The following is a 24,672-nucleotide window of genomic DNA, read 5'->3' on the forward strand; positions in this document are numbered from 1 at the left end:
ATAGTATAGCGCTAAGCAAACTATGGTCCATGGACTATCGTCTATGGACTCTTTCAAAACTATGAACTAATACAAACCTTTCGTACTTTTATCACTTATTCTATTTATGGAAAATAAGACCATAGCCCGTAGACTTCGTTTGCTGTCGCAACTCATGGAACTGCATGAGGTAAACCCTTTTAAAATTAAGTCGATTGCCAACGCTGCTTTCAATGTTGATAAATTTAATGGAAAGATCGCCGATAAAACTTTTGAAGAATTAGAGAAGATATCAGGCATAGGTAAAAGCGTAGCGGGTAAGATCATTGAGCTGGTACAAACCGGTACTATGGTCGAACTGGAAGAGATCATGGCTGCAACGCCACCGGGCGTAGTAGAAATGATGGGCATTAAAGGTATCGGCGCTAAAAAAGTGGCCGTTATCTGGCACGACATGGCTATTGAAACCGTAGGAGAGTTGTTCTACGCTTGTAACGAAAATAGGCTGATCGAAGCTAAAGGATTCGGTTTAAAAACGCAGGACGATATCCGCAAAGCCATTGAATTTAAGATGGCCAGTACAGGTAAGTTCCTGTATGCACAGGTTGAACCGGAGGCTGATAAGATCCTTGAAAAATTAAAATTTACTTTCACCAATTTCCTGATTGAGTTTGCCGGCGAATACCGCAGACTTTGTGAAATTATAAATGAGCTGGTAGTAGTAATAGGCGCCCGCGATTGCGAAATAGCCTACAACAGTATTGTTCAATCTGAATTGGTAAATGATATCAAGCCAGAAGGCGATCATATTGTTGGGGTAACCGATAACGGCTTAAAGGTTGTTATTTACGTAGTGGAGAAACGCTTTTTCTTTCAGACATTATTCAACAAAACGGGTAATGACGAGCATGTTAAAGCGGTGTTAGAACGCGGCGGAGATGATGCCGATCAACCAGAAAATGAAGAACTGATTTACCAAAAAGCCGGACTGCAATTTATAAAACCCGAGCTGCGCGAAGGTGATACCTATATTGAAAGAGCTTCAAAAAACGCGTTGCCAACGCTAATATCTTATAACGATTTACGTGGCACGCTACACAATCACAGCACCTGGAGCGATGGGGTAAACACCATCGAAGAAATGGCTGCCTATTGCAAAGATCAACTAAACCTGCAATACCTGGGTTTGTGCGATCATAGCAAGAGTGCTTTCTATGCCAAAGGCTTGAGCATTGAACGTGTACTGCAGCAACAAGAAGAAATCGACCACTTAAACAAAAAGCTGGATGGCTTTCATGTGTTTAAAGGTATTGAATCAGATATTTTGAACGATGGTTCGCTGGATTACCCGGATGAGATTTTGAGGAAGTTTGATTTTATAGTAGCCTCTATTCACAGTAATTTGAAAATGAGCGAAGAGAAAGCTACCGAACGTTTGATCAAAGCTGTCGAAAATCCATACACAACCATACTGGGCCATCCAACGGGTAGATTGCTACTAAGCCGTAATGGTTATACTTTCGATTATAAAAAAGTGATAGATGCATGTGCTGCTAATGGCGTAGTGATTGAAATTAACGCCAACCCACTGCGATTAGATCTGGACTGGCGCTGGCACCAATACGCTTTGGATAAAGGTGTTTGGCTAACTATTAACCCGGATGCCCACCGTAACGAAGGCTTTTTAGATATGCACTACGGTGTTATTGTTGGCCGTAAAGGCGGCTTGTATAAGGAAAGGTGCTTAAACACGTTATCTTTACCAGAAATAACACAATTTTTTAAAGACAGGAAAAAATAAGCCCGTGATTATTCAGCAACTTAAAGATCATCAGGATACCATACAAAAGGTTATAGACACACTAGTGCCCGACATTGAGCGCGCCTGCGATTTGATAACCTCGACACTACAACATGGCCATAAGGTTTTAATTGCAGGTAATGGTGGTAGTGCTGCCGATGCCCAACATTTGGCTGCCGAACTAAGTGGACGTTTTGTTAAAAACCGAAAAGCTTTGCCGGGCATAGCTTTAACTACCGACACCTCGGCACTTACGGCCATAGCTAATGATTATGGCTACGACTACGTATTTGCCCGCCAGATAGAGGCGCTTGCCCAGCCCGGCGACTTATTTATCGGCATATCAACCAGCGGTAACAGCGAGGTGGTTTTACGAGCCTTTAAAACGGCTACCGAAATGGGTTGCCAAACATTAGGCTTGTCGGGTCGCGATGGTGGTAAAATGACTGGCCTGTGCGATCTGAATATCGTTGTTCCGGCTGATACTACCGCCCGTATCCAGGAAATGCATATCCTGATAGGGCATATACTTTGCCAGGCCGTTGACGATCTGTATTAACCCAACACCATGAGAACGAATTTAGAACACGCACTTTTAGATAAAATAGGCGATTTGCCCACCATCAAAAGCAAGGTCGACTTTTGGAAAAGCGAAGGTGATAAGGTGGTTTTTACCAATGGCGTGTTTGATCTGCTACATATTGGCCATATAACTTACATGGCAAAAGCCGCTAATTTAGGCGATAAGCTGGTGGTTGGTTTAAACGCCGATAGCTCGGTAAAACGTATCAAAGGCGAGAGTCGCCCGGTTAATGACCAGGCAAATCGCGCCGCATTATTGGCTGCCATGTTTTTTGTAGATGCCATTGTAGTTTTTGAAGAAGATACGCCGCTTGACCTGATCAACGCCTTAATGCCTAATATCCTGGTAAAAGGTGCCGATTATTCAATTGAAAATATTGTTGGAGGTAAAGAGGTGCTGGCCAATGGGGGCGAGGTTAAGACCATTGACCTGGTTGAAGGCTATTCATCAACCTCTATCATTAAACGCATACAAAGTCAGGGGAGCTAATAACAACAGATGAAGATATTGGTGATCCGTTTTAGCTCAATGGGCGATATCATTTACACAACCCCGGTTGTGCGATGCCTTAAAAAACAGCTGCCGGATGCCGAGGTGCATTTTATTACTAAACCCGCCTTTAAGTATATCTACGATAATAATCCTTATGTCGACAAACTGCTACTGCTGAAGCCAAAATTGTCGGACACTATAGCTGATATCAAAGCTGAGGGTTACGATCACGTTGTCGACCTACATAATAACCTGCGCACTGCCATTATTAAATTTCGGATCGGCATTCCATCATCCACCTACAAAAAACAGACTATCCGTAAATGGCTCAGTCTTAAATTTAACTTAAAGCTGGTGCCGCCCGTGCATTTGGTTGACAGGTACATGAAAGCCGTGGCTGTGTTGGGTGTTAAGAACGATGATCAGCCCATTGATTATTATATCAAAGCCAAATACCAGTTAGATAAACTATTGCCTGTATCGCACCAAAAGGGCTTTATTGCTTTTGTGATTGGGGCTACGCATTTTACCAAACGGATGCCAAATCAGAAGATCATCAGCATTTGTAAAGAGCTTGATTTACCGATAGTTTTATTGGGCGGGAATGATGTTAAAGCCAATGGGGATGAAATTGCCGCTACTTTGGGAGATAAAGCCTACAACGCCTGCGGAGTTACTTCTTTGGATGAGTCTGTATTCCTCATATCAAAAGCAAACAAAATAATTGGCTTTGATACCGGCCTTACGCACATTGCCGAAGCATTTGACAGGCCGATCGTTTCAGTATGGGGCGGTACCGTGCCCGAATTGCTGGGCGTGCAGCCTTACAAAGTGAAAGAAGTATTGGTAGCCGGTGTAGAACTGGAATGTCGCCCATGTTCAAAATTTGGCTTACCTGCTTGCCCGCTTGGGCATTTTAAATGTATGAATGATATTGACGAAAGCCAGGTCACCGCATTTGTAAATAGTTAATTATAATTCTGTAAAAGATTACTGGCATAGCTGTTGTTAGTAATCAGACTGGGATATCTCATTCAATAAATATTTGCCGCTATGAAAAAACTACTTTTAATACGCCACGCCAAGGCCACGCACGAACCGGGTTATGATGATTTTGAGCGCCCGCTAAAACCCAAAGGTCTGCGCGACGCAGCCATGATGGCCGGTCGATTATTGGAGCATAAAATTGTACCGCAAATATTGATAAGTAGTCCGGCGCTGCGTACGCTGGCTACGGCCGATGTGATTGCCGAGCATATGAGCCTGGCAAAACCTCATGAGGTTAAAAAGATCTACGATGCCGAACAGGATGTGCTGGTTGATGTAATTAACGAACTGGATGATAGGTTTGATTTTATAGGGCTGGTAGGCCACAACCCTGCTATAGCGCAGGTATTGTATTACTTATCAGGTCAGCCCGCAGATGTTCCGCCTGGGGCGGTAGGTTTATTAGAGTTTGATATCAAAAGTTGGAATGAGGTAAAAGAAAACGTCGGTAAGCTGGTTTTTTACGATTCGCCTAAAGACGATGCTTAATCAGCCTGCCTCATCAACAATTCCACAATCGCAATATCCTCCGGGAAAGTGATCTTGATGTTTTGATAGCTGCCGTTTACCAAATGGATGTTAACTCCTGTGGCTTCAACCACGCTGGCATCGTCAGTAAAACTGCTATTATATTCTTGCTCGTAAGCTTTTTTTAACTGCGCGGATTGGAAGGTTTGCGGCGTTTGCACCAGGTAAATCTCATCCCGCGTAAGCGCAACTGATGTATCGGTTTTTAGTTGACGGATGGAATCACGGCTTTTAACCGCTACCACGCCATTTCCATGCACTGCGGCACTCTGATAGGCCTCATCGATAATTTGTGCGTTGGTAAGCGGCCTTACGGCATCCTGAATAGCAATCAGGCTCTTCTCATCGCTAGAAATCAAATCCAGGCCATTCTTTACAGAATGAAAGCGGGTTTCGCCGCCGCCAACCAGTTGATGTGGAATCTCGAAATGGTGCTTTTTGCAAAGTTCTACCCAGTATTCATGGTATGCTGTAGGTAACACCAATATTAACCCAGGTTTTGACGGGCTGTTGTAAAAAGCCAATAATGTATGCATCAAAACCGGTAATCCATTTAGTAACAAAAACTGCTTGGGAACAACGGCACCCATGCGCGTACCCGAACCTCCAGCTACAATGATGGCGTACTTAGGGATAGATGTAAGTTGTGAGGTGTGCGACATAGACTTGCTTCGGTAAATATCTTAATAATACTGATAAACAAAAAATGTGAAACCGTTTCCAGTCTCACATCTTGTATCTCACGTCTCAAATCTAAAAATTAGATAATCAGCATGGCATCGCCATAGCTGTAAAAACGATATTTTTCTTTAATAGCAACTTCGTAAGCATTCATTACGTGATCATAACCACCAAAAGCGGTAATCATCATCAACAAAGTCGACTCTGGCGTGTGGAAGTTAGTGATCATCGAGTTGGCAATGCTAAACTCGTATGGCGGGAAGATGAATTTGCTGGTCCAATCGTTAATTGATTTTAAACTCTTACCAGCCGATACTGCCGACTCGATAGCACGCATACTGGTAGTACCTACTGCACAAATACGGCGTTTGTTCTCAATGCCTCTGTTTACAATATCAGCTTGTTTTTGCTCAATGATGATTTGCTCTGAGTCCATTTTGTGTTTGGTCAGATCTTCAACCTCCACCGGGCGGAAAGTACCTAAACCAACGTGCAACGTAACTTCAGCAAATTCAACGCCTTTCAATTCAAGTCGTTTCATTAGCTCACGGCTAAAGTGTAAGCCTGCGGTAGGGGCGGCAACTGCACCTTCGTGTTTAGCAAAAATGGTTTGGTAACGCTCTTTATCTTCGGCAGTAGCTTTACGTTTAATGTATTTTGGCAGTGGTGTTTCGCCCAGGATCTCCACGTTACGGCGAAATTCCTCATCAGTACCATCAAATAAGAAACGAATAGTACGTCCACGTGATGTAGTATTGTCCACAACCTCGGCAATTAACAAATCGTCATCGCCAAAATATAATTTATTACCTACACGTATTTTACGTGCCGGGTCAACCAATACGTCCCATAAACGAAGTTCTTTGTTTAGCTCGCGCAGCAAAAATACTTCAATGGTAGCGCCGGTTTTTTCTTTATTACCGTACATGCGTGCCGGGAATACTTTGGTGTTATTAAGGATCATTACATCCTTATCGTCAAAATAGTCCAGTACGTCTTTAAATACTTTATGTTCAATCTTTCCGGAGTCTTTATGTAACACCATTAAGCGCGACTCGTCGCGAGCGGCAGATGGGCTGTGGGCAATTAGTGACTCTGGTAAATTGAATTTAAATTGAGATAATTTCATGCTTGTGTATATGAATTTTCAGGGCGCAAATGTACTAATATAATTAGGGATTCCACCGATTATATTTGATGATTACACCGATATGTTATTTGCTTTTGTTGATTTAGGCAAACTTATTAGGTTTATTAATTTGTTGCTGTAACTTAACTGCAATATAAACATCTAAGATTATATAACACCAAAATTCTAAATGAGTTTGAAATCTGTGAAATCAATTAAAAATCAGTGTAATTAAGATCAATGATATTTTTAAAACTTTTCAGGGAGAGTGTTTTATTTGCGTTTGATGCGCTCAGGCAAAATCGTTTGCGCACACTATTGTCGCTGCTGGGAGTTACCATTGGCATATTTACCATCATAGCCGTATTCTCGGCAGTTGATACCTTGCGCGACAACTTGCAGAAAAGTGTAGACAAGCTGGGTAGCAACAGTGTGTATGTTGAAAAATGGCCATGGACATCAGATGGCGAATATCCGTGGTGGAAATACATGCAGCGCCCCGTATCTAAATTGCGCGATTTTTACGAATTGCAGCGCCGCAGTCAAACTGCTTTAGCGATTTCTTACGAAATAGGCATTGATAACCGCACCATCAAATACGGCAGTAATACCGTAGACGGCGCACAGATTGATGCTTGTACCCAGGATCACGACAAAACCTGGACGGTTAATTTTCAGGATGGACGATATTTTACCGAAATGGAATCGCAAACCGGCGCGCCCGTTACTATTATAGGTAGTGACATTGCCGATAATTTATTCCCGGGTGGCACAACGGTGGGCAAAAAAATAAAGGTAATGGGCCGATATGTAACCATCATTGGTGTGTTTGCCAAAGAGGGTAAAGATATGCTGGGTATATCGTCGGACAAGGAAGTACTGCTACCCTTGAATTTTGCGCATAACATGATTGATGTGCAGAATGAAAAGTATCATCCATCCATCATGGTGAAAGGTAAGCCTGGTATCCCTATCGAGGATGTAAAAGGCGAGCTTAAGGGATTAATGCGCTCCATACGCAGCCTGCGCCCCAACGATGATGATAACTTTGCCCTTAATGAAAGCACCATGCTTTCAGATCAGTTGGACATTGTGTTTAAGATCATTAACGTGGCCGGCTTGATCATTGGCTTGTTTTCCATTTTGGTGGGGGGATTTGGTATTGCCAACATCATGTTCGTGTCGGTTAAAGAGCGTACCAATATCATCGGCATACAAAAATCATTGGGCGCAAAGAACTATTTTATCCTGCTGCAATTCTTAATAGAATCGGTAATTCTTTGTTTAATGGGAGGGATGATAGGGCTGTTATTGGTTTACCTCGGGACATTTGCTGTCAAATGGGCGTCGGGCGTAGCTATTGTGCTTTATCTTAAAAATGTGATTATTGGTATCGGGACTTCTGTAGGTATCGGTATCATTTCAGGGATCATTCCGGCCTGGTTTGCATCTAAATTAGATCCGGTAGAAGCGATAAGGTCTAATTAGCCAGCCCCTCCCTAACCCTCCCCGGTAAGGAGGGAACCAGAGCGATAATACAAGAGTACTAAGAAAGTCTCCCCAACCGGGGAAGATTATTCAAGTTAATTTTTTATTAAAAGGTATTCATGAGGGCTTTGCCGTTTAGAGGGGCTGTTGTTTTATTGCTTATAAAACCTCGACACCTTATCAAACAACACACCGGGTACAAACGGCTTACTCAAATAATCACTCATGCCTGCGGCCAGGGCCTTGTCGTAAGTTTCGGGCATTGCATCTGCTGTTAGCGCAATAATAGGTAACAGGGGCAATAGCTTTTTAATAGCTCGCGTAGCTTCAAACCCATCCATTACCGGCATTTGCAGGTCCATAATAATCAGATCGTAAGTTTTACTGTTGGCCATGTCAACCGCTATCTGCCCATTTTGTGCTTCATCAACCTCTGCCTTCCATTTTTTCAGGAAACGCGAGGCAATTAGCAGGTTCATTTTATTGTCGTCAACAATTAATAGCTTCATACCTTCCAGGTTAAGCATGGCATTAACCGGGGCTGCCAAAAGTTCCTTATTTAATTCATCATTAGGGCGGTTAAATGTGATAGTGAACGAGAATAACGTGCCTTTGCCAACGGTGCTTTCCACCGTAATATCACTATTATGCAGATTAATTAACCGTTTGGTAATAGCCAGGCCGAGGCCTGTACCTCCGTGATCATTATCAATAATTGTAGGCTCCTGGGTAAACGGATCGAAGATCATCGCCAGATTCTCGGGGGCGATACCTACTCCAGTGTCGTTAACCGTGAATAATACAGTAACTTGATTTTGGTCTTCGTTTTGAAGTTTAAGGGCAATATCAATATGGCCCTTAAACGTGAACTTAACCGCATTGCTAATAAGGTTATTCAATATTTGGCTCAGTCGTATCTGGTCGCCATTTAAAAGTTCTGGTATAGATTCGTCTATAGATAGGTCAAGTACCAGCTTTTTCTCGGCCGCTTTTGCAGAGAATGTTTGTTTGATCTTCTGTGCCAGCGTATGGATATTGAATTTTAATTCGTTAAGCTCCAGTTTGCCAGCCTCTATTTTATTGTAGTCCAGGATGTCGTTGATAATGGCTAGCAGGTTTTCGCCAGAGAATTTTAGAATATTCAGATATTCCATCTGCTCGGGCCGCGGCGAATCAATCAGCAACAGGTTGGTGGTGCCTATTACCGCATTCATCGGTGTTCGGATTTCGTGGCTCATAATAGACAGGAAATCCGACTTGAATTTAGATGATTTCTCGGCCAATTCTTTAGCGGAGATTAACTCCAGTGTAGCTTTTTGCTGATCGGTGATATCTTCGCCAATGGCGGTGGTCTCTCTCAATATACCATTCTCGTCATAGGTCATGGTATTTTGCCAGCTGATGATACGCTGCTCATCGTTTCTGCAAATTATAGGATTGGTATGTTGCGACGGAATAGCGTTGTGAGTGAGCATGTCACCGATAGTGGTTCTTAGTTCTTCCGGAATAAAATTGTCGCACCAATGCATCCCTACAATCTCTTTTTGCGTGTACCCCAGCATATTAGCCAGGTGCTGATTACAAAAGGTTACATACCCATTATTGTCCAGAGAGATAGCCGCGAGCTTAATGGTTTCTAAAACCAGCTTGTATTTATTTTCGGTACGTTTGTAGTCAATTTCTACGCGCTTGCGGTCGGTAACATCCTGTAACGTGCCTATTACTTTACGTGGAGCGCCATTTTCTATAAACAGTACTTTACCTACAATCACACTTAGATATTTAACGGCATCGTCTGGTGTTACAATCCTAAATACGCAGGTGTAATTAGGTATGTGAGCGGCGCTTTTAAACAGATGCTGAACAATAAACTTGTCGTTTTTATGAACATACTTTAAAAGAAATCTCTTGATGCCTAAAAACTCGAGGGCAGTAGGGTCAGCCTCAAAAATATTGCTGATCTCCTCAGAGAAGGTAAGTGTAACGGTAGGGATATCCCAGCTCCAGTTACCTATTTTGGCTATTGTTTGCGCTTCTATCAGTTCGGTGCGACCCTTGCGAATGGCTTTTTCTGATAGTTTGATATCGGTAATATCTTGTATAACGCCTGCAATACGTTTCACGCTGCCATCGGCATTTAATACTTTGTTACCTATAATGATGCGTATATATTTTAAATTACCGGTAGGGGTAATAAGCTTGTGCTCATGCTCTTTGCCTTCAGAAACTGCAATGGTTTGTAAAAAACTGCCACAGGTTTCCTTGTCATCCGGGTGCACCAGGCTAAGGTAATAGGCAAATTGATCGATATCTTCCGGGAATCTGTCAATCTCCAGTATCGAGAATAAGTTATCAGATAAATAAGTGTGGCGGGTAACGGCATCAAACAACCAGTTGCCAATTTTAGCAACGGTTTGAGCCTCAATCAACAACGACTCTTTCTCTTTCAAAGCCTCAGCGGCCAGCATTTGCTCGGTAATATCTGCTACTGATGCCGAGATTCTGTGCGTGTAATTTCTTTCATGATCAAAAACCGGGGTAAGTTTGGCATTTAACCATCTGCCTGTGCCATAGTCTGACGGGTATTGCAGCGATGTAGGTTTACGATTAGTAATTACATAATCGAGCGCACGGTTAAATTTCTCTGCTTTTTCCGGGGATAAGATATCTTCTATCTTTTTACCTACCAACGATCTGGGGTCAACTACACGCTGTTTGAACTCATTGAACCAAACGTTTAAACAAACTTTGTCTTCATTAAATTCAAAAATAATATCGTCGAGTGAGTTGATAAGCGAATGGACCTGACGTGAGTCAATTTGTGGCGATGGTTCAGGGAGCTGTGCCGCGTAGGCTTTAACAGCAGCGCGGATATTGCGACGATAAGTTACTATCATCCAGGCACCGGCAACAAGTAAAACTAACAAGGGCGCACCAACATCATAAATAAAGGGAATTAATAATACCAGCCCGCAGGTAATCGCCATTAACAGTTAATTTTATTTGATTATAAGTACGAATATACCAAATGGAAGGCTTTTGACCGAAATAAGTTTAATAAGACAAACTTTTTACAATTTCACAACACCGGGTACGGTTGAATTATACGCAGATTGTATATATTTGTTGCACATACTAACATTCTTTCTATGTCTGAATCAGCACAACTTAAAATAGGTGATAAAACATACGATCTTCCGATAATTGAAGGTACAGAAGGCGAAAAAGCCATTGATATTTCAAAGTTAAGAGATCAAAGCGGTTTTGTTACTTTAGATATCGGTTATAAAAATACAGGTGCTACCCAAAGTTCTATCACTTTTTTAGATGGCGAGCTGGGTATATTAAAATATCGTGGTTATCCTATCGAAGAGCTTGCTGAAAAATCAAGCTTTATCGAAGTTGCTTATTTGCTGATTTACGGCGAATTACCAACCGCTCAACAGCTGAAAGATTTTCAATACGAAATAAGCCGCCATACCTTGGTGCACGAGGATATGAAGAAGTTTTTTGATGGTTTCCCGTCAAAATCTCACCCTATGGGTCAGCTTTCTTCGCTGGTATGCTCATTGTCGGCTTTTTATCCTGAATCATTAAAATCAAACCAAACTAAGGAAGAGCTGAACCAAAGCATTATTAAAATGCTAAGCAAGATGGCTACCATAGTTTCATGGATTTATAAAAAATCATTGGGCCACCCGGTTATGTACCCACTGAATAAGTATGACTATGTAACCAATTTCCTGAACATGACCTTTGGCCAATTGACTGAAGAATTGGAGGTTGACCCGGTTGTAGTTAGCGCCATGAATACCTTATTGATACTGCATGCAGATCATGAGCAAAACTGCTCTACTTCTACGGTGCGTATTGTAGGTTCATCAGAATCTAACATCTATGCTTCCGTATCTGCAGGTATCTCTGCATTGTGGGGTCCGCTGCACGGTGGTGCTAACCAGGCGGTTATAGAGATGTTGGAGAAAATTAAGGAAGATGGCGGCGATACCGACAAATGGATCAATAAAGCAAAAGATAAAAATGATCCTTTCCGTTTGATGGGTTTTGGTCATCGCGTGTATAAAAACTTCGATCCACGCGCCAAGATTATCAAGAAAGCTTGCGACGATATCCTGGAGAAATTAGGTATTAACGACGAAGTATTGGAGATTGCCAAGCGCCTGGAAGAAGTGGCCCTAAAAGATCCATACTTTGTTGAACGTAAACTATACCCTAACGTAGATTTTTACTCAGGTATCATTTACCGTGCTTTAGGTTTCCCTACCGATATGTTTACCGTGCTGTTTGCACTGGGCCGCTTACCGGGATGGATTGCACAATGGAAGGAAATGAAAGAGCACAAAGAACCAATCGGTCGCCCACGCCAGATCTATACCGGCGCTGTAAACCGCGAATACGTTGCCATTGAGAAAAGATAATAAGCTGAGGTTTTAGCTTGCAAGCCCCCGAGTAGTCGGGGGCTTTTTTGTTCTATAAGTGATCCACGCAAAAATGTGGATCAATTGGATCACCCGGTTCTTATTTCAGGACAAGTCATTATCTGGTTTTAATTAGGGGGGATATTTAATTGTCATAAACTAAAAAGTACGTCAACTGCGAAGAGAACATAGCGAAACAAGCCTAAGTACTCAGCTAGAAACAATAAAGGCTCACAGTAAAGTGAGCCTTCTTACATGGTTTAATATCAATTGTAGCCTTCGGCTATAACGCAGCCTATTGATTACCCAAACGGGTGTTGAAATCTGATATCACATTCTGATATTTTCTCAGAATCCGGTCCCACTCGTGAAACAACTCATCTGCTTTTACACTAGTAAGCGGTGCTCCGGAGAATTCACTTACCAGTTTTACCTTATAGGTCAATGGGTCGCTTTTTGCAAGTTTAATAATCAGTCTTGTCCTGATGGTATTTTGAGCGAAGGTTTGTATACTCCAGGCTGTTCTTAAATAAGAAGTTTCTTTGTCTGCTACTTCAATAGCATCAAAATAATCTGTTACTACCTGATTAACCCTTTTCCAAACGTCATTAGGATCAAGCTTTTTATTTACCTCTACAGAAAAGTCTATGTTAGCCTGGTCTGTTTTGATTGATGCTTCCTCTGCATCGTCCTTTTTCATGTCAAAAAACTGTTTTTTTGGTGGCTCGGCCATCCCTTTTGTATTACAAAAATTCTGTTCATATCTTAAAAATCCTGTTTTAATCACTTTAACATCCACACAAGAGTTTTTGGGCACTTTAATTTTGACATTGCCGGTGCCCATTTGCTGACCATCAACAATTATTTTAGCGTCGGGCTCTGATGCCGATATTTGTACGGTTTGAGCTTTCAGAAGAAATGGGCTTATTAATAATAAGCCGATAATTAGGGTTCTAAGTTTCATAATCGTAATAGTTTAAATCCTTTTAAATATAATTCAAAAAAGATTTGCTTGTAACATATTTTAATTAAAATAAGTAATATTTTTTACTTATTCTATTAATTAACAATTAGTTATGCACGTTTCTGTTTTGTTATCAATATGTATTTAAACGACATTCAAATTTCTTTTTGAGTTATTATTTGTATTATTTTTTATGAAATAATTGTTTTTACTAATTAAAATACGGTGTTTGTTTCCGGATTTATCAAATTTGTCATTATCCCACCCAAGTTTTTCAACTGTTTGAAAATGAGAATAATGCAATTTCGTTCTAAATTGTACTGACTTTTACTTTAATTAGTGCGAGAGTTGGCTATTTACCTTAATCAAAAATGCAAGCCAAACCTTATATCAAATTTTAAGAATTAGATATGTAAACAAAATGGCAGAATATTACCGAAATAAAGTAGTACTAATTACCGGCGGCTCAAAAGGCATTGGCTTTGCCTGCGCTAAGCAGTTTGTTGCCTACGGCGCAAAAGTGATCATCAGCTCGCGCGAACAAGCCAATATTGATCAGGCATTGCAAGAACTACCAGGCGCTTCAGGTTTTAGTGCCGATGTGTCTGATGCCGATCAGGCTGCTGCGTTGGTGGCGCATGTTCAACAGCAATTTGGTGTGATAGATGTACTGGTAAACTCAGCCGGCGCGGCTAAACGTACACCGGTTGCTGAACTTAACCCGGCATCTTGGCGCGCAGCTATGGATGCCAAATACTTTACCACCATTAATGTGCTCGATCCGGTGGTTAAACTGATGGCTGCTGCGGGTAGGGGCGTTATCGTAAATATTATCGGATCAGGCGGTAGAGTGGCCAGTCCGACACACCTGGCAGGTGGCTCGGCTAACGCTGCGCTGATGTTGGCTACAGCAGGGCTGGGCAATGCCTATGCTTCCTCGGGCATCCGGGTAGTGGGCATTAACCCCGGACTAACAGAAACCGGCCGGGTAACCAGCGGTATGGAAGCCGAGGCTCGTTTTTTAGGTATAACAGTAGATGAAGCGCTGGAAAAGGCCGTCCAAAAAATCCCGATGGGGCGTTTAGCTAAGCCGGAAGAGGTAGCGGACTTGGTGCTGTTTTTAGCATCTGATAAAGCGCGGTATATTACGGGTACGACCATTACCATGGATGGAGCGCAATCGCCGGTGATTTTGTAGAAATCCGATAATTGTCATTGCGAGGAGGAACGACGAAGCAATCGCAAGGATGCAATATTCGCGATTGCCACGCTACGCTCGCAATGACAAATTGTTTTATAATAGCTTAATCACCATCATTAGTACCGTACAAATAAGTTTCTGTATTACCAACAGGAAGGGTAACGCTATCACCGCGGCTTAGCTGCCACCAGAAACGCTGGCGCAGCTTTTCGTGGTTGCCTATTTCGTTCATACTGTCCGAGTCATATAGGCGACCGTTAAGCATTACGTATTTAATATTGTTGGTGTTACGGATATCGTCCAATGGGTTTTGATTCATAACGATCAGGTCGGCCAGTTTGCCGTTTTGTAATGAGCCAATCTCTTTGTCCATACCTAAGTATGAGGCTCCATTTATCGTCGCGCAGCGAATAACCTGCAGCGGGGTCATGCCGCCTTGTGCCAGCATCCACATTTCCCAATGTGCACCTAAACCCTGTAGTTGCCCATGCGACCCAAGGTTTACTTTGGTACCACCGTCAGCAATTTGCTTCACGTATTTCGAAACCTCTACATGGCCGTATTCTCCGTATTCTGAGGTAGTGCGACGGCGTGAACGTGAATCGACGATATATTTCGGCGTAAAGTTCAACAAATGCTCGTCTTTCCAAACCTCGGTACGGTCATACCAAAAGTTCTCGCCAAATTGAGTGCCGTAGCTTACAATCAGTGTAGGGGTATAGCCGGATTTGCTATTGTTCCATAATGATTTTACATCTTTATAAACCGGCCATACAGGTATGTTATGCTCAATACCGGTATGCCCGTCCAGGATCATATTCATATTGGTAAAGAAAGTTGAACCACCCTCTGGCACCACTTGCATTTGCAGTTGGCGTGCAGCTTCAATAATCTCCTGGCGCTGCTCGCGGCGCGGCTGATTATAGCTTTTTACAGAAAATGCACCAACAGCTTTTAAACGGCGCAGTGCAGAAAGCGCATCATCTAAACTATTGATTACTGCTTTGAAATCGCCATCGGCACCATACAATATCGTTCCGGTTGAATACACCCGAGGACCCACCATACGGCCCGCCTTCAGCATTTCCGACTGGCTAAATACCATTTCTGTATTACTCGAAGGATCATGCGCGGTGGTTACACCGTAAGATAGGTTGGCAAAATAATTCCAGTCCTGCTGCGGCGAAATACCGTCCTGGCTGGGGTGCAAATGCGCGTGGACATCAACAATACCCGGCATAATAGTTTTACCGGGGATGTCATAAACCTTAGCATCGTCAGGCACAGGCACTTCGCCGGTTTTGCCTATGTTCACTATTTTATTATGATCAATGATAATGGTGCCTTTCTCAATCACCTCGTCATCCTTCATGGTAATGATACGTGCGTTGGTGAAGGCTATTTTACCGTCAGGTACATCGCTTTTTAATTTCAGGTTGATGTCTACGCCGGTAGTATCCAGGGCAGGGGCGGTGCCGTCAACAAACGAAAACGCGTTGTGAATGTCGCGGGTGTAATATTTTGGTCCGAGTACCCACATCAGTTTTTGGCTGTCTTTGCTCCAGTGTAATGAGGTGCCTGCGTCTTTGGTCAACTTAGTTAACGGCAACGACTTATTATTAGCTGATAAATCAAGCGGTGCCCCTGCATTTACCATGGGTGTTACATAGCAATTAAACAGTTCGGTAAAGGCCATCCATTTACCATCGGGGCTTGGTGCAAATTGCGTGGCATATTGCGAAGTAAATAGCGTACGCTGGTTAGCACCGTTGGCATCCATGATCTTGTATGCTTTTTTGCCACCCTCGCTGCTTTGATAATAGATCTTGCTATCATCGGCAGAAAAAGTTGGATTGATACCATTGTCAATGATCATGGTTGGTGTACCACCGGCAGGCGGAATAGTATAGATGCCCGGTGCAACGCCAAAGGCAAATCCTAAAACCTCATTACCCTCGCCCTTACGGTAGATGATCTTATCGCCATGGTTTGAGAATTTTGGGGTATAGTAATAGCCTTTATCAACCGTAACCCGGGTAACTACATGGGTAGTGAGGTCTACAGTATTGATTGAAGCTTTTAAAGCGTCGTTCCATGATATGTAAACCAGTTGCTTACCATCAGGACTGAAAGAGGGATCATATTCAAAATCTGTCAACGTATCAATACGCGTTGGTACACCCGCCGGAAGATCTTTGGTATAAACATAGCCTGCAGCATTAAAGGCAATCTTTTTACCATCGGCCGAGGTGGTTACCTGGCGGATCATGCGGGCAGTAAAATCGTCCTGGAAAACACGCTGCGGAAAGTGCAGCGCGTCTGTAATGGTTTGGGTAGTGGTAACGTCAAATGGTATTTGTACTGCTTGTAACGAGGTGATATCCAGGTTCCAGATTTTACCCTTTGCGTAAAAGATGATATTCTTGCTGTCTGGTGTCCAGGCAAAGTTTGGATACACACCAAAAATAGCCCAGGTTTCCTGCTGATCGTGCGAGAGGTCGTCGTATACCGGCCATTCTTCGCCCGTGGCTAAATTATGCAGATACAGTACGGATTTTAAACGTACACGTTTTACAAAAGCCAGTAGTTTACCATCCGGAGAGATCTGTGGACGGCATGCGCCGCCTGCATCGCCTGTAACGGTTTCTATATTTCCGGTTTCGCGGTTTAGCCTTTTTATAGCGTAGATACCCGCATTAGGGTCCTTGCTGTATTGAAAATTGGGTCCGGGGGTTACGTCTTCACTCCAGTAAACAAACTTGCCATCGGGCGATACGGTTGGTTCACCGGCATCTTGCTGGTCGTTTTTGCGTTTGGTTAGTTGGATACCGTCGCCGCCATTCTTATTATATAGCCACATTTCGCCGGCGCCTAATGAGCGCGAGGCGGTAAAATGTTTACGGGCCACCAGGTATTGGCCATCAGGTGTCCAACTGGCGTTGTTTAATAACCGGAAATTTTCGTGGGTAATGGAGTGTTTGTTATTGCCATCAGCATTCATTACCCAAATATTGTCGCCGCCTTCTTTATCGCTGGTGTACGATATAGATTTACCATCAGGGCTGTAACGCGGCTGTACTTCGTAAGATTTACCGCCGGCCAGCAGAACCGCTTTGCCGCCGCCAATAGGTACGCTATAAATATCGCCTAAAAGATCAAATACTACGGTTTTGCCGTCTGGGCTGACGTCCAGGTTCATCCAGGTGCCTTCGTCGGTAGTTATTGTAACTTTCTTTTGAACGCCCGGCGGGGTCTCGACGTTCCATTTTGGTGCTTGCGCGTTAGCGGTACACACAGCAAGTAAAAGTATAGTTGTTAGTCTGAGTAATTTCATTGAGCAGAATTTTACAAATGCTAAGTTAAAACTATTAACGCATTTTAATAGTTTTGGGGAAGTCATAAAATAATTCTAGTGGTAAGTCGCGCAAAGGCACTCAAAATAATCTTCAGAACAGTAATAGCATTGCTTGTGCTTCTAGGCATAGGGTTCGTTACCTATTGGGTGATGTTGTTAAGCGCTTTCGGATTGTTTGATAAAACGTACAATATAAAGGACTTGATCGAGACCTTTAATGATAAAAAAGTAGAAATTTACGAGGTGAAAAGTTATGCTAAACAAATAGCACCAAAGTTCGAAAACTTTGATGTCGAATTTGATGATGATGGCACTATCAATAGATTGCAAATTATTCCTGTCGATACAGGTAAAGGTTCAGATTTGACAGGTGCTTCTTGGTATAAAGACATGGGATCGAAAAAATTAGATTCTTTGTTAGTAGGTTTGGGCATAACTGAAAATAAGCTAAATGTCTTGAAAGAAAAACTGAAAGCTGCTCATTGTATTTCAGTTAAAAGCGGCGAACCCACAGAAATTGGTTTTCAGCGTAGCGGATTGGGGGAGTACTCTTTTGTTGTCTTCGACAAACCCATGTCCGACAGTTTAAAAAAACAATATAGCGATAGTTGCCTTTATCGCTATGTAAACAGCAAGTTGATACTAGAATACGGTGGTGGTGCAGTTGGCCCACAATGTTTTCCGAAGCGATAGTTTGCAGACTCCACTATGACTATACAAGAGATCCTCAAAACCTATTGGAACCACGATACCTTTCGCCCCATGCAGGAGGATATCATCCAATCTGTATTGTTGGGGTACGATACGCTGGCACTTTTGCCTACGGGCGGCGGTAAGTCGGTTTGTTTCCAGGTGCCTGCTTTAGCTAAGGACGGGATCTGCATTGTGGTGTCGCCGCTGATAGCTTTGATGAAAGATCAGGTAGAAAACCTGACCGAAAAAGGTATATTAGCTATAGCTATTACAGCCGGCATGAGCAAACGCGAAGTCGACGTAGCCCTGGACGCCTGTGTTTATAACGATGTAAAGTTTCTCTACCTATCTCCCGAGCGTTTATTGTCTGAACTGGTACAGGAGCGCATTAAATACATGCGGGTAAATTTGTTTGCGGTAGACGAGGCGCATTGTATCTCGCAATGGGGATATGATTTCAGACCGGCATACCTGCACATTGCCGACCTACGCAAATTACATCCGGACGTGCCTGTTTTAGCGCTTACCGCCACCGCCACTGCAGAGGTTAAAATCGACATACAAGAAAAACTACTGTTTAAAAATGCTAAAGTCTTTCAGAAAAGCTTTGAGCGCAAGAACATCAGCTATGTGGTGCAGCACGAAGAAAATAAGTTCCGCAAACTGTTAGACGTAGCAAAAGGTGTTAAAGGCACGGGTATAGTCTATGTACGCAGTCGGCGGGAGTGTGCCGAGATAGCCAAGCTTTATAATGATAATAATATTAAAGCCGATTATTACCATGCCGGACTAACGCCCGACGAACGCTCTAAAAAGCAGGAAAGCTGGAAAGGCAACGCAACCCGAATTATGGTTGCCACGAATGCCTTCGGGATGGGGATTGATAAACCGGGCGTTAGGTTTGTGATTCATAAAGACCCGCCCGAAAGCCTGGAAGCTTATTACCAGGAGGCTGGTCGCGGAGGCCGGGATGAACAAAAAGCCTACGCTGTACTATTATATAATAACGCCGACCATGCCCGGCAAGAAAAGATCTTTGAACTCAGTTTTCCGTCGGTTGATGAGATCAAGCTGGTATATCATCAGTTATCCAACTATTACTCCGTTGCTTATGGAGCAGGCGGGGGGGTAAGTTATGATCTTGATTTGGGCGCTTTTTGTTCAAAATATCAGTTGGATGTGATCAGGACGCTGAATGCCCTAAAATTCCTGGAGCAAAGCGAATACCTGTCATTCAGCGAGAGTGTGTTTTTACCATCGCGATTCAGGTTTGAGATACAGCATGATCAGTTGTATAACTTCCAGATCCAAAATGCCGGTTGGGATGCTTTTATAAAAACTTTGCTCAGATCGTACGGCGGCGCTTTTGAAAGCTATGTGCGGATAAAGGAGTTTGATGTGGCCTGCCGGGCCAACATGAGTGTGCAACAGGTTATAGAGGGATTAAAGCAATTGCAGGAATATGGTGTGATTAATTATCTGCCGCAAAATGATCAGCCGCAGGTTACGTACCTCAGATCGCGCCTGCAACCGAAAGATCTGTATATCGACAAAGCTTATATAGAACAGCGCAAGGCTACTTATCGCAAAAAAATAGAATCTGTATTTGGTTATTGCACCCGCAGGCAATGTCGCAGTCAGCAATTACTCGGCTATTTCGGCGAGACTGCCGCCGAGAAGTGCGGTGTCTGCGATGTATGCCTGGAAGAGAAGCGCCGCCAAAGTGCGGTTGATGTTGTAGACGATATCACTAATGAAATTGTACAATCACTCACTACAGAGTCGCTGGATATTAACGAACTGATGGAGACAATTCGCATCGGTACCGAAAAAGAACGTCTGGATACCATTCGTTTGCTGCTTGACGCCGGCAAAATTAAATTCAATAACGAGCGCTATTACCTGTAAAGCGCCCGGTTAGACTGCAAAAAACGCTGAAAATCAGTCGCTCATTGTCATCACCCTATAATTTTCTTTCCGTTTTCACCGACACTATTACGGCGTTCACCGAGTAAAAAAGGCATTGTGTCGTTTTTACACTATCTGCCTGTAACGTTTTGTAATTGGTGTCGTCTTATGGATGTATTTAAAAATATTAAAAAAGAAAATTACAATAATTCATAAGATCATGAAAACTAGAATAGTAACCCTAATCACCCTGTTAACCATTATATTAAGTGTATCAGTTAGCAACGCGGCAACAAAAAACGACAATGGCAATATGGCCCCTGTAACTGTTGCAACCAACAACATTAACAAAATTGAAGCTTCCGGAAACGTTGAAGTTTATGTAACCACCGGCAGCAAAGACGACGTAAAAGTTTACGATAAATACTATGCACAAAATGCTTTTGTACAAGACAAAAACGGCGTGTTGCGTATTGCATCATATAACACCGAAAAACTGGTAGTATTGGTAACTGTAACAGATTTACATGCCATCACCGCTAGTGACAATGCGACAATAAAATCATACGGTAAATTATCATTGATTGATTTGAACCTGGTGTTAAATAATACTGCAACAGCACATTTAAACTTTGATGCACTTACCGCTAATGTAACCTTAAACAACCGTACCGCAGCCGACCTTTCAGGTAGCGTAGTTGATTACAATGTAGCTTACACGCAGTCATCAACCTTAAATAAAACCAACTTAACCGTTGTTAATGCCAGCGAAAAAAACACTACCAAAGTTAATGCTACCCGCGAAGCCGCAGAGAAAATGGCCAGCTTATAATCAAGCGCACACTTTTGCAAAAGTTCACTATATATTTTTTAAAACAGGAGTCTTAGACTCCTGTTTTGTTTTATGTAACTTCGTATCAACTTAATAAACTTCTCATGAATATCGCTTTCAAAACTACACTTACCTTAATTACCGGCATATCAATGCTTGCATTAGCATCATGTAAACCAGGATGTTTAAAAGGATCTGGTAATGTGGTTACAGAAAATAGAAAGGTGACCAACTTTTCTAAGCTGGACATTAGTGGCGATTTTAATATTTCATTGACGCAGGATAGCTCGCTAAATGTTTCTGTCGCCGGCGATGACAACCTGGTTAAAAACGTAACCACTAAAGTAAATGGCGAAGTATTGACTATTAAAAGCGAAAAAAGCGTTTGTGAGGGTAGCACGATCACGGTCAGTATTGGCGTAAAGAAACTGGAAGAACTTAAAGCCTCAGGGGCAGTAAATATAGGTACTAAAGGAAAACTGATAACTCAAAATTTTGATTTGGATCTGGCAGGGGCTTCAAAGATTAACATGGAACTTGACGCCGCTAACTTAACAACAACCAGCACCGGCGCAACCGAGGTTGATCTGAAAGGACAGGCCAGCACCTTTACTGCAAACTTTGAAGGCGGGGGTAAACTGCAGGCCTTTGATTTTATTGTGGGTAATTACAACCTGCAATCATCGGGAGCAGGCGATTTTGAAATCAATGTACTGCATGAGCTGACCGTTAACACCACCGGCGCGTCGACTATTAAATACAAAGGAAATCCTACTACCATTAATAATAAAAAATCAGGCGTATCAACCCTAACTAAGGTTAATTAAATCACGTTGGTTCAAATCTTGTAAGCCAACATCAATATAACTGATGTTGGCTTTTTGCTGACTTATAAGTTAGGATTTTAAAATTGTAAGATAGGTTGTTGCAATATTTAATAAATTAGCTGAAACTTATCACAGCTTGAACAAAATAGTACTTTCCGTTTTAATAGTCGCTTTGGCAATAGCCGGTTGTAAAAAAGATAGCCAGTCGGCCATTGTAGGCAAATGGAGTCTGATTAAACTAGATTTTAAACTTTATGATTACGGTGGTAAAGGGGAGGTAATTGAGGACACCACCTTTGCAAATACCAATCCCACTGGTTATATTGAATTTAATACCGATGGTTCGGGATATTCTACATTCGGCGGAACTACAACAACCGATCCTAATTCAGCGCCGCAGCAAACAGGGGCCTTTAATTATAAGCTTTCGGGCAATGTCTTAACATTTAATAATCAGGCCACACCGGGTGCAAGCGAAACTGTGTCCTTCAACGGAAAGGAGATGCTCATCAGTAATAAATTATTTTTGCCGGGTAACCCATCAGCTGTGGTTTCAGAGACAGTTAATTATTATACAAAATAAATATCGAGTTAGAACCTAATTGCTCAGTAACGGCTGTTGATCAATTGAAAAACTATATTTATCAAACCTAATAAACCTATAATCACATCATGAAAAAATTAATACCTGCGCTTTTAATAGGCGCCGCGGCTATCGCCGGGTGCAAAAAAGACGATCAATCATCTATTATCGGTAAGTGGAAACTTACTAAAAGCGAGATTGCTTTTGCCGACCAAAACGGGAATGTCTATAAAGACACCACTATTTTAAATACCAATACTGCTGCTTACATCCAATTTAACAGCAATAATACCGGCAACGCTAATGTAGGTATTGGCATATCTATCGGTGCGCCCAATTTGAATGACATAAATGCTGGTAATTTTACCTATCAATTATCCGGGAGCGCGTTAACAGTTAATTTTGCGCAGAGCAGTACCCCCGTTGAAGAAACAGTGGCCTTTAGCGGTGGCGAATTGGCGCTTACAAATAAAATACACGAGTCGTCTGGCAACGTTACATTGAATGGTAGTATAGTTGCGTATTACTCCAAATGATTTGATGGCTTAGGTTAGCAAACAAGCTAAAAGCAAAAAGCCTGTGTCGATATCGACACAGGCTTTTTGCTTTTATATAAAGAACTATTATTTATATAATCTGAATTCCATCATTTGGAACGCACCTGCAAATGTGCTCAAAATAGACCATCTGTACCAGGTATATGCTTTTGGACTTGCTATCGGATAATAGAAGAATCTGTAATATCTGGTACCACTTTGACCAATTGAGGTCAGGTAGTCGGCAAAGCCAATGGTTAAGTTTTGGTGATCAAGATTATCCCAGGTTTGGCCATTGTCGTTTGAGCCTTGGATATACCATTCTTTAGGGTCGCGGGTACTTTCAGAGTCGTTACCATTTTCCAAACCGTATGTTTTAACAACAACAGGGGCCGGGAAATAAACATCATAGTTTTCAACCCCAGGGAAAGCAGAATAGTAACCAAATTTGGTTTGCGTATTGCCGTCAATCAGTTTTGGTGAGTTTTCGTTAGAGTTACCGGTGTCTTCGTAAGTAGAATGGAAACCAATATTGGTTGGTGTAATGTCTATAACTATGCCATCGGTTGTAGCGCTTCTGCTTAAGGTAACAATACTTCCTTTATCTGAAGTTGCAGTAACCGTAAAGTTGTTAAAGCTACCAAAGGCAAAATTTGCTACCGGCGATAAGTCTGTACTTGTAGTTGTGGTTACCGCTGCGGTAACTGGGTCAACCGCGTTAAATGTCCATAAAATTGATGCGATGTTGCCCTTTAAGGTGGCAGAAAATTTTAACTGGCCGTCTACACCAGTCTTTACAGCGTTTAATGCTAACACTTTTTCCGGATCGATAACTAAAGGAACTTCTTTGTGAGAAAAATTACCCGTTTTTGAATATACTTCTAAATCCACGTCATAGGTGCCGGGAGCAAGATACGTGTGCGTAGGATTGGTGTCGGTTTTTAATGTGTCGTCACCAAATCTCCACTCTAGTTTAGTAAAGTTTTGTGCAAGGCTGTTGAATTTAAAAGTGAAACCGTCGTTAGCGTCTGGCGTAACGGTATAATCAGAGATTGGGTTAACAACTTCTTGGTCGCTTGGAACGACAACGCTGTTTTTTGAGCATGATGCCATCAAACCCACACACAACAGCAATGTTGCGGGCTTTAAAATGTTTTTCATAGGTAATAATTTTTTAAATTTCATAGTGAATGTTTATTGTGTTGATTTAGTTGAGTTGCAAAAAAAAATTAAGCAATTGCCATGATGTATGCCGGCCCTGAAGGGACGTATATATCAAATGACATCAGGCGCAGACATTATGCTGCCTTGAAGTGTAGATTAATCAGGTAGGGATGTGTATTGTATTATTAGTAACTTATTATTAACAATAAATACACGCCAATGTTAACGACAAGTTTGCGGATATTGTACATATTTTACCTTTATAACAACATAATTACAAAATACTGACGTATGTGTCTGTAACATTAGAATAGCATTAAAACGTTAAAGCGCTGATTACGTTATGATTTGTATCTGCATAAATTTAATTGAAAATAAATTAGTACCTTTGCACCTCTAAAATTAGAGCCCTAATACAGGGGCTGTAACGCAGATACTTAAAAAT

Annotated in this window: 20 protein-coding genes; 14 read left to right on the forward strand and 6 right to left on the reverse strand. The window is 42.2% G+C overall.

Features of this window, described 5'->3' with window-relative positions; all coding sequences use genetic code 11:
- Positions 1–106 precede the first annotated feature (106 nt).
- The 5 genes from HB679_RS01865 (at position 107) to HB679_RS01885 (ending at position 4,391) form a co-directional block, all read left to right on the forward strand.
- The gene (locus tag HB679_RS01865) at positions 107–1,780 is read left to right on the forward strand and encodes a DNA polymerase/3'-5' exonuclease PolX (RefSeq protein ID WP_214070234.1); all 1,674 of its coding nucleotides are present in this window, start codon (positions 107–109) and stop codon (positions 1,778–1,780) included.
- Positions 1,781–1,784: 4 nt separating this feature from the next.
- Entirely contained in the window at positions 1,785–2,339 is a 555-nt protein-coding gene (gene gmhA, locus HB679_RS01870) for a D-sedoheptulose 7-phosphate isomerase (RefSeq protein ID WP_214070235.1), read from the forward strand.
- Positions 2,340–2,348: 9 nt separating this feature from the next.
- Entirely contained in the window at positions 2,349–2,852 is a 504-nt protein-coding gene (gene rfaE2 / locus HB679_RS01875; protein WP_214070236.1) for a D-glycero-beta-D-manno-heptose 1-phosphate adenylyltransferase, read from the forward strand.
- A gap of 9 nt (positions 2,853–2,861) precedes the next feature.
- A complete protein-coding gene (locus tag HB679_RS01880) occupies positions 2,862–3,827 on the forward strand; it encodes a glycosyltransferase family 9 protein (RefSeq protein WP_214070237.1) in 966 nt (321 codons plus the stop codon).
- Positions 3,828–3,908: 81 nt separating this feature from the next.
- Positions 3,909–4,391, forward strand: a complete 483-nt coding sequence (locus tag HB679_RS01885) for a histidine phosphatase family protein (RefSeq protein ID WP_214070238.1) — start codon at positions 3,909–3,911, stop codon at positions 4,389–4,391.
- Here HB679_RS01885 and HB679_RS01890 read toward each other — a convergent pair.
- Positions 4,388–5,092 carry a 2-C-methyl-D-erythritol 4-phosphate cytidylyltransferase gene (locus HB679_RS01890; protein WP_214070239.1) on the reverse strand — a complete coding sequence of 235 codons (705 nt, stop codon included), beginning with the start codon at positions 5,090–5,092 and terminating at the stop codon, positions 4,388–4,390. The genes HB679_RS01885 and HB679_RS01890 overlap by 4 nt on opposite strands.
- Before the next feature lie 98 nt (positions 5,093–5,190).
- Positions 5,191–6,240 carry a tRNA preQ1(34) S-adenosylmethionine ribosyltransferase-isomerase QueA gene (queA, locus tag HB679_RS01895; protein WP_214070240.1) on the reverse strand — a complete coding sequence of 350 codons (1,050 nt, stop codon included), beginning with the start codon at positions 6,238–6,240 and terminating at the stop codon, positions 5,191–5,193.
- 240 nt (positions 6,241–6,480) lie between these two features.
- On the opposite strand from queA, the gene HB679_RS01900 reads away from it, so the two are divergent.
- Complete coding sequence (locus HB679_RS01900; RefSeq protein ID WP_214070241.1) at positions 6,481–7,728, forward strand: ABC transporter permease; 1,248 nt, start codon at positions 6,481–6,483, stop codon at positions 7,726–7,728.
- A gap of 152 nt (positions 7,729–7,880) precedes the next feature.
- Here the strand turns inward: HB679_RS01900 and HB679_RS01905 are convergent, their stop codons facing one another.
- Positions 7,881–10,715, reverse strand: coding sequence for a PAS domain-containing hybrid sensor histidine kinase/response regulator (locus HB679_RS01905; RefSeq protein WP_214070242.1), 2,835 nt, complete (start codon positions 10,713–10,715; stop codon positions 7,881–7,883).
- Positions 10,716–10,877: 162 nt separating this feature from the next.
- Between HB679_RS01905 and HB679_RS01910 the strand changes: the two genes are divergently transcribed.
- Positions 10,878–12,164, forward strand: coding sequence for a citrate synthase (locus HB679_RS01910; protein ID WP_214070243.1), 1,287 nt, complete (start codon positions 10,878–10,880; stop codon positions 12,162–12,164).
- Positions 12,165–12,459: 295 nt separating this feature from the next.
- Here HB679_RS01910 and HB679_RS01915 read toward each other — a convergent pair whose 3' ends face one another.
- The gene (locus HB679_RS01915) at positions 12,460–13,128 is read right to left on the reverse strand and encodes a hypothetical protein (protein ID WP_214070244.1); all 669 of its coding nucleotides are present in this window, start codon (positions 13,126–13,128) and stop codon (positions 12,460–12,462) included.
- Positions 13,129–13,549: 421 nt separating this feature from the next.
- On the opposite strand from HB679_RS01915, the gene HB679_RS01920 reads away from it, so the two are divergent.
- Positions 13,550–14,326 (forward strand): SDR family oxidoreductase, encoded by a 777-nt coding sequence (locus HB679_RS01920; protein WP_214070245.1) that lies wholly within the window; start codon positions 13,550–13,552, stop codon positions 14,324–14,326.
- 106 nt (positions 14,327–14,432) lie between these two features.
- On the opposite strand, the gene HB679_RS01925 is transcribed toward HB679_RS01920, so the two are convergent.
- Positions 14,433–17,663 carry an amidohydrolase family protein gene (locus tag HB679_RS01925; protein ID WP_214070246.1) on the reverse strand — a complete coding sequence of 1,077 codons (3,231 nt, stop codon included), beginning with the start codon at positions 17,661–17,663 and terminating at the stop codon, positions 14,433–14,435.
- Between the two features lie 222 nt (positions 17,664–17,885).
- On the opposite strand from HB679_RS01925, the gene HB679_RS01930 reads away from it, so the two are divergent.
- The 6 genes from HB679_RS01930 (at position 17,886) to HB679_RS01955 (ending at position 23,063) form a co-directional block, all read left to right on the forward strand.
- Entirely contained in the window at positions 17,886–18,377 is a 492-nt protein-coding gene (locus HB679_RS01930; RefSeq protein ID WP_214070247.1) for a hypothetical protein, read from the forward strand.
- Positions 18,378–18,392: 15 nt separating this feature from the next.
- Positions 18,393–20,285, forward strand: a complete 1,893-nt coding sequence (locus HB679_RS01935; protein WP_214070248.1) for a RecQ family ATP-dependent DNA helicase — start codon at positions 18,393–18,395, stop codon at positions 20,283–20,285.
- 220 nt (positions 20,286–20,505) lie between these two features.
- Entirely contained in the window at positions 20,506–21,117 is a 612-nt protein-coding gene (locus HB679_RS01940; RefSeq protein WP_214070249.1) for a DUF2807 domain-containing protein, read from the forward strand.
- Between the two features lie 104 nt (positions 21,118–21,221).
- Positions 21,222–21,944 (forward strand): head GIN domain-containing protein, encoded by a 723-nt coding sequence (locus HB679_RS01945; RefSeq protein WP_214070250.1) that lies wholly within the window; start codon positions 21,222–21,224, stop codon positions 21,942–21,944.
- Between the two features lie 136 nt (positions 21,945–22,080).
- Positions 22,081–22,527, forward strand: coding sequence for a lipocalin family protein (locus HB679_RS01950; RefSeq protein WP_214070251.1), 447 nt, complete (start codon positions 22,081–22,083; stop codon positions 22,525–22,527).
- An 89-nt stretch (positions 22,528–22,616) separates the two neighbouring features.
- Entirely contained in the window at positions 22,617–23,063 is a 447-nt protein-coding gene (locus HB679_RS01955; RefSeq protein ID WP_214070252.1) for a lipocalin family protein, read from the forward strand.
- 87 nt (positions 23,064–23,150) lie between these two features.
- On the opposite strand, the gene HB679_RS01960 is transcribed toward HB679_RS01955, so the two are convergent.
- Positions 23,151–24,224: a PKD domain-containing protein gene (locus HB679_RS01960; RefSeq protein WP_214070253.1), complete on the reverse strand. Its 1,074-nt coding sequence runs from the start codon at positions 24,222–24,224 to the stop codon at positions 23,151–23,153.
- Positions 24,225–24,672: the final 448 nt, after the last annotated feature.

Origin of the sequence: Mucilaginibacter sp. dw_454 (assembly GCF_018449775.1) — a bacterium.
Classification (GTDB): Bacteria; Bacteroidota; Bacteroidia; order Sphingobacteriales; family Sphingobacteriaceae; genus Mucilaginibacter.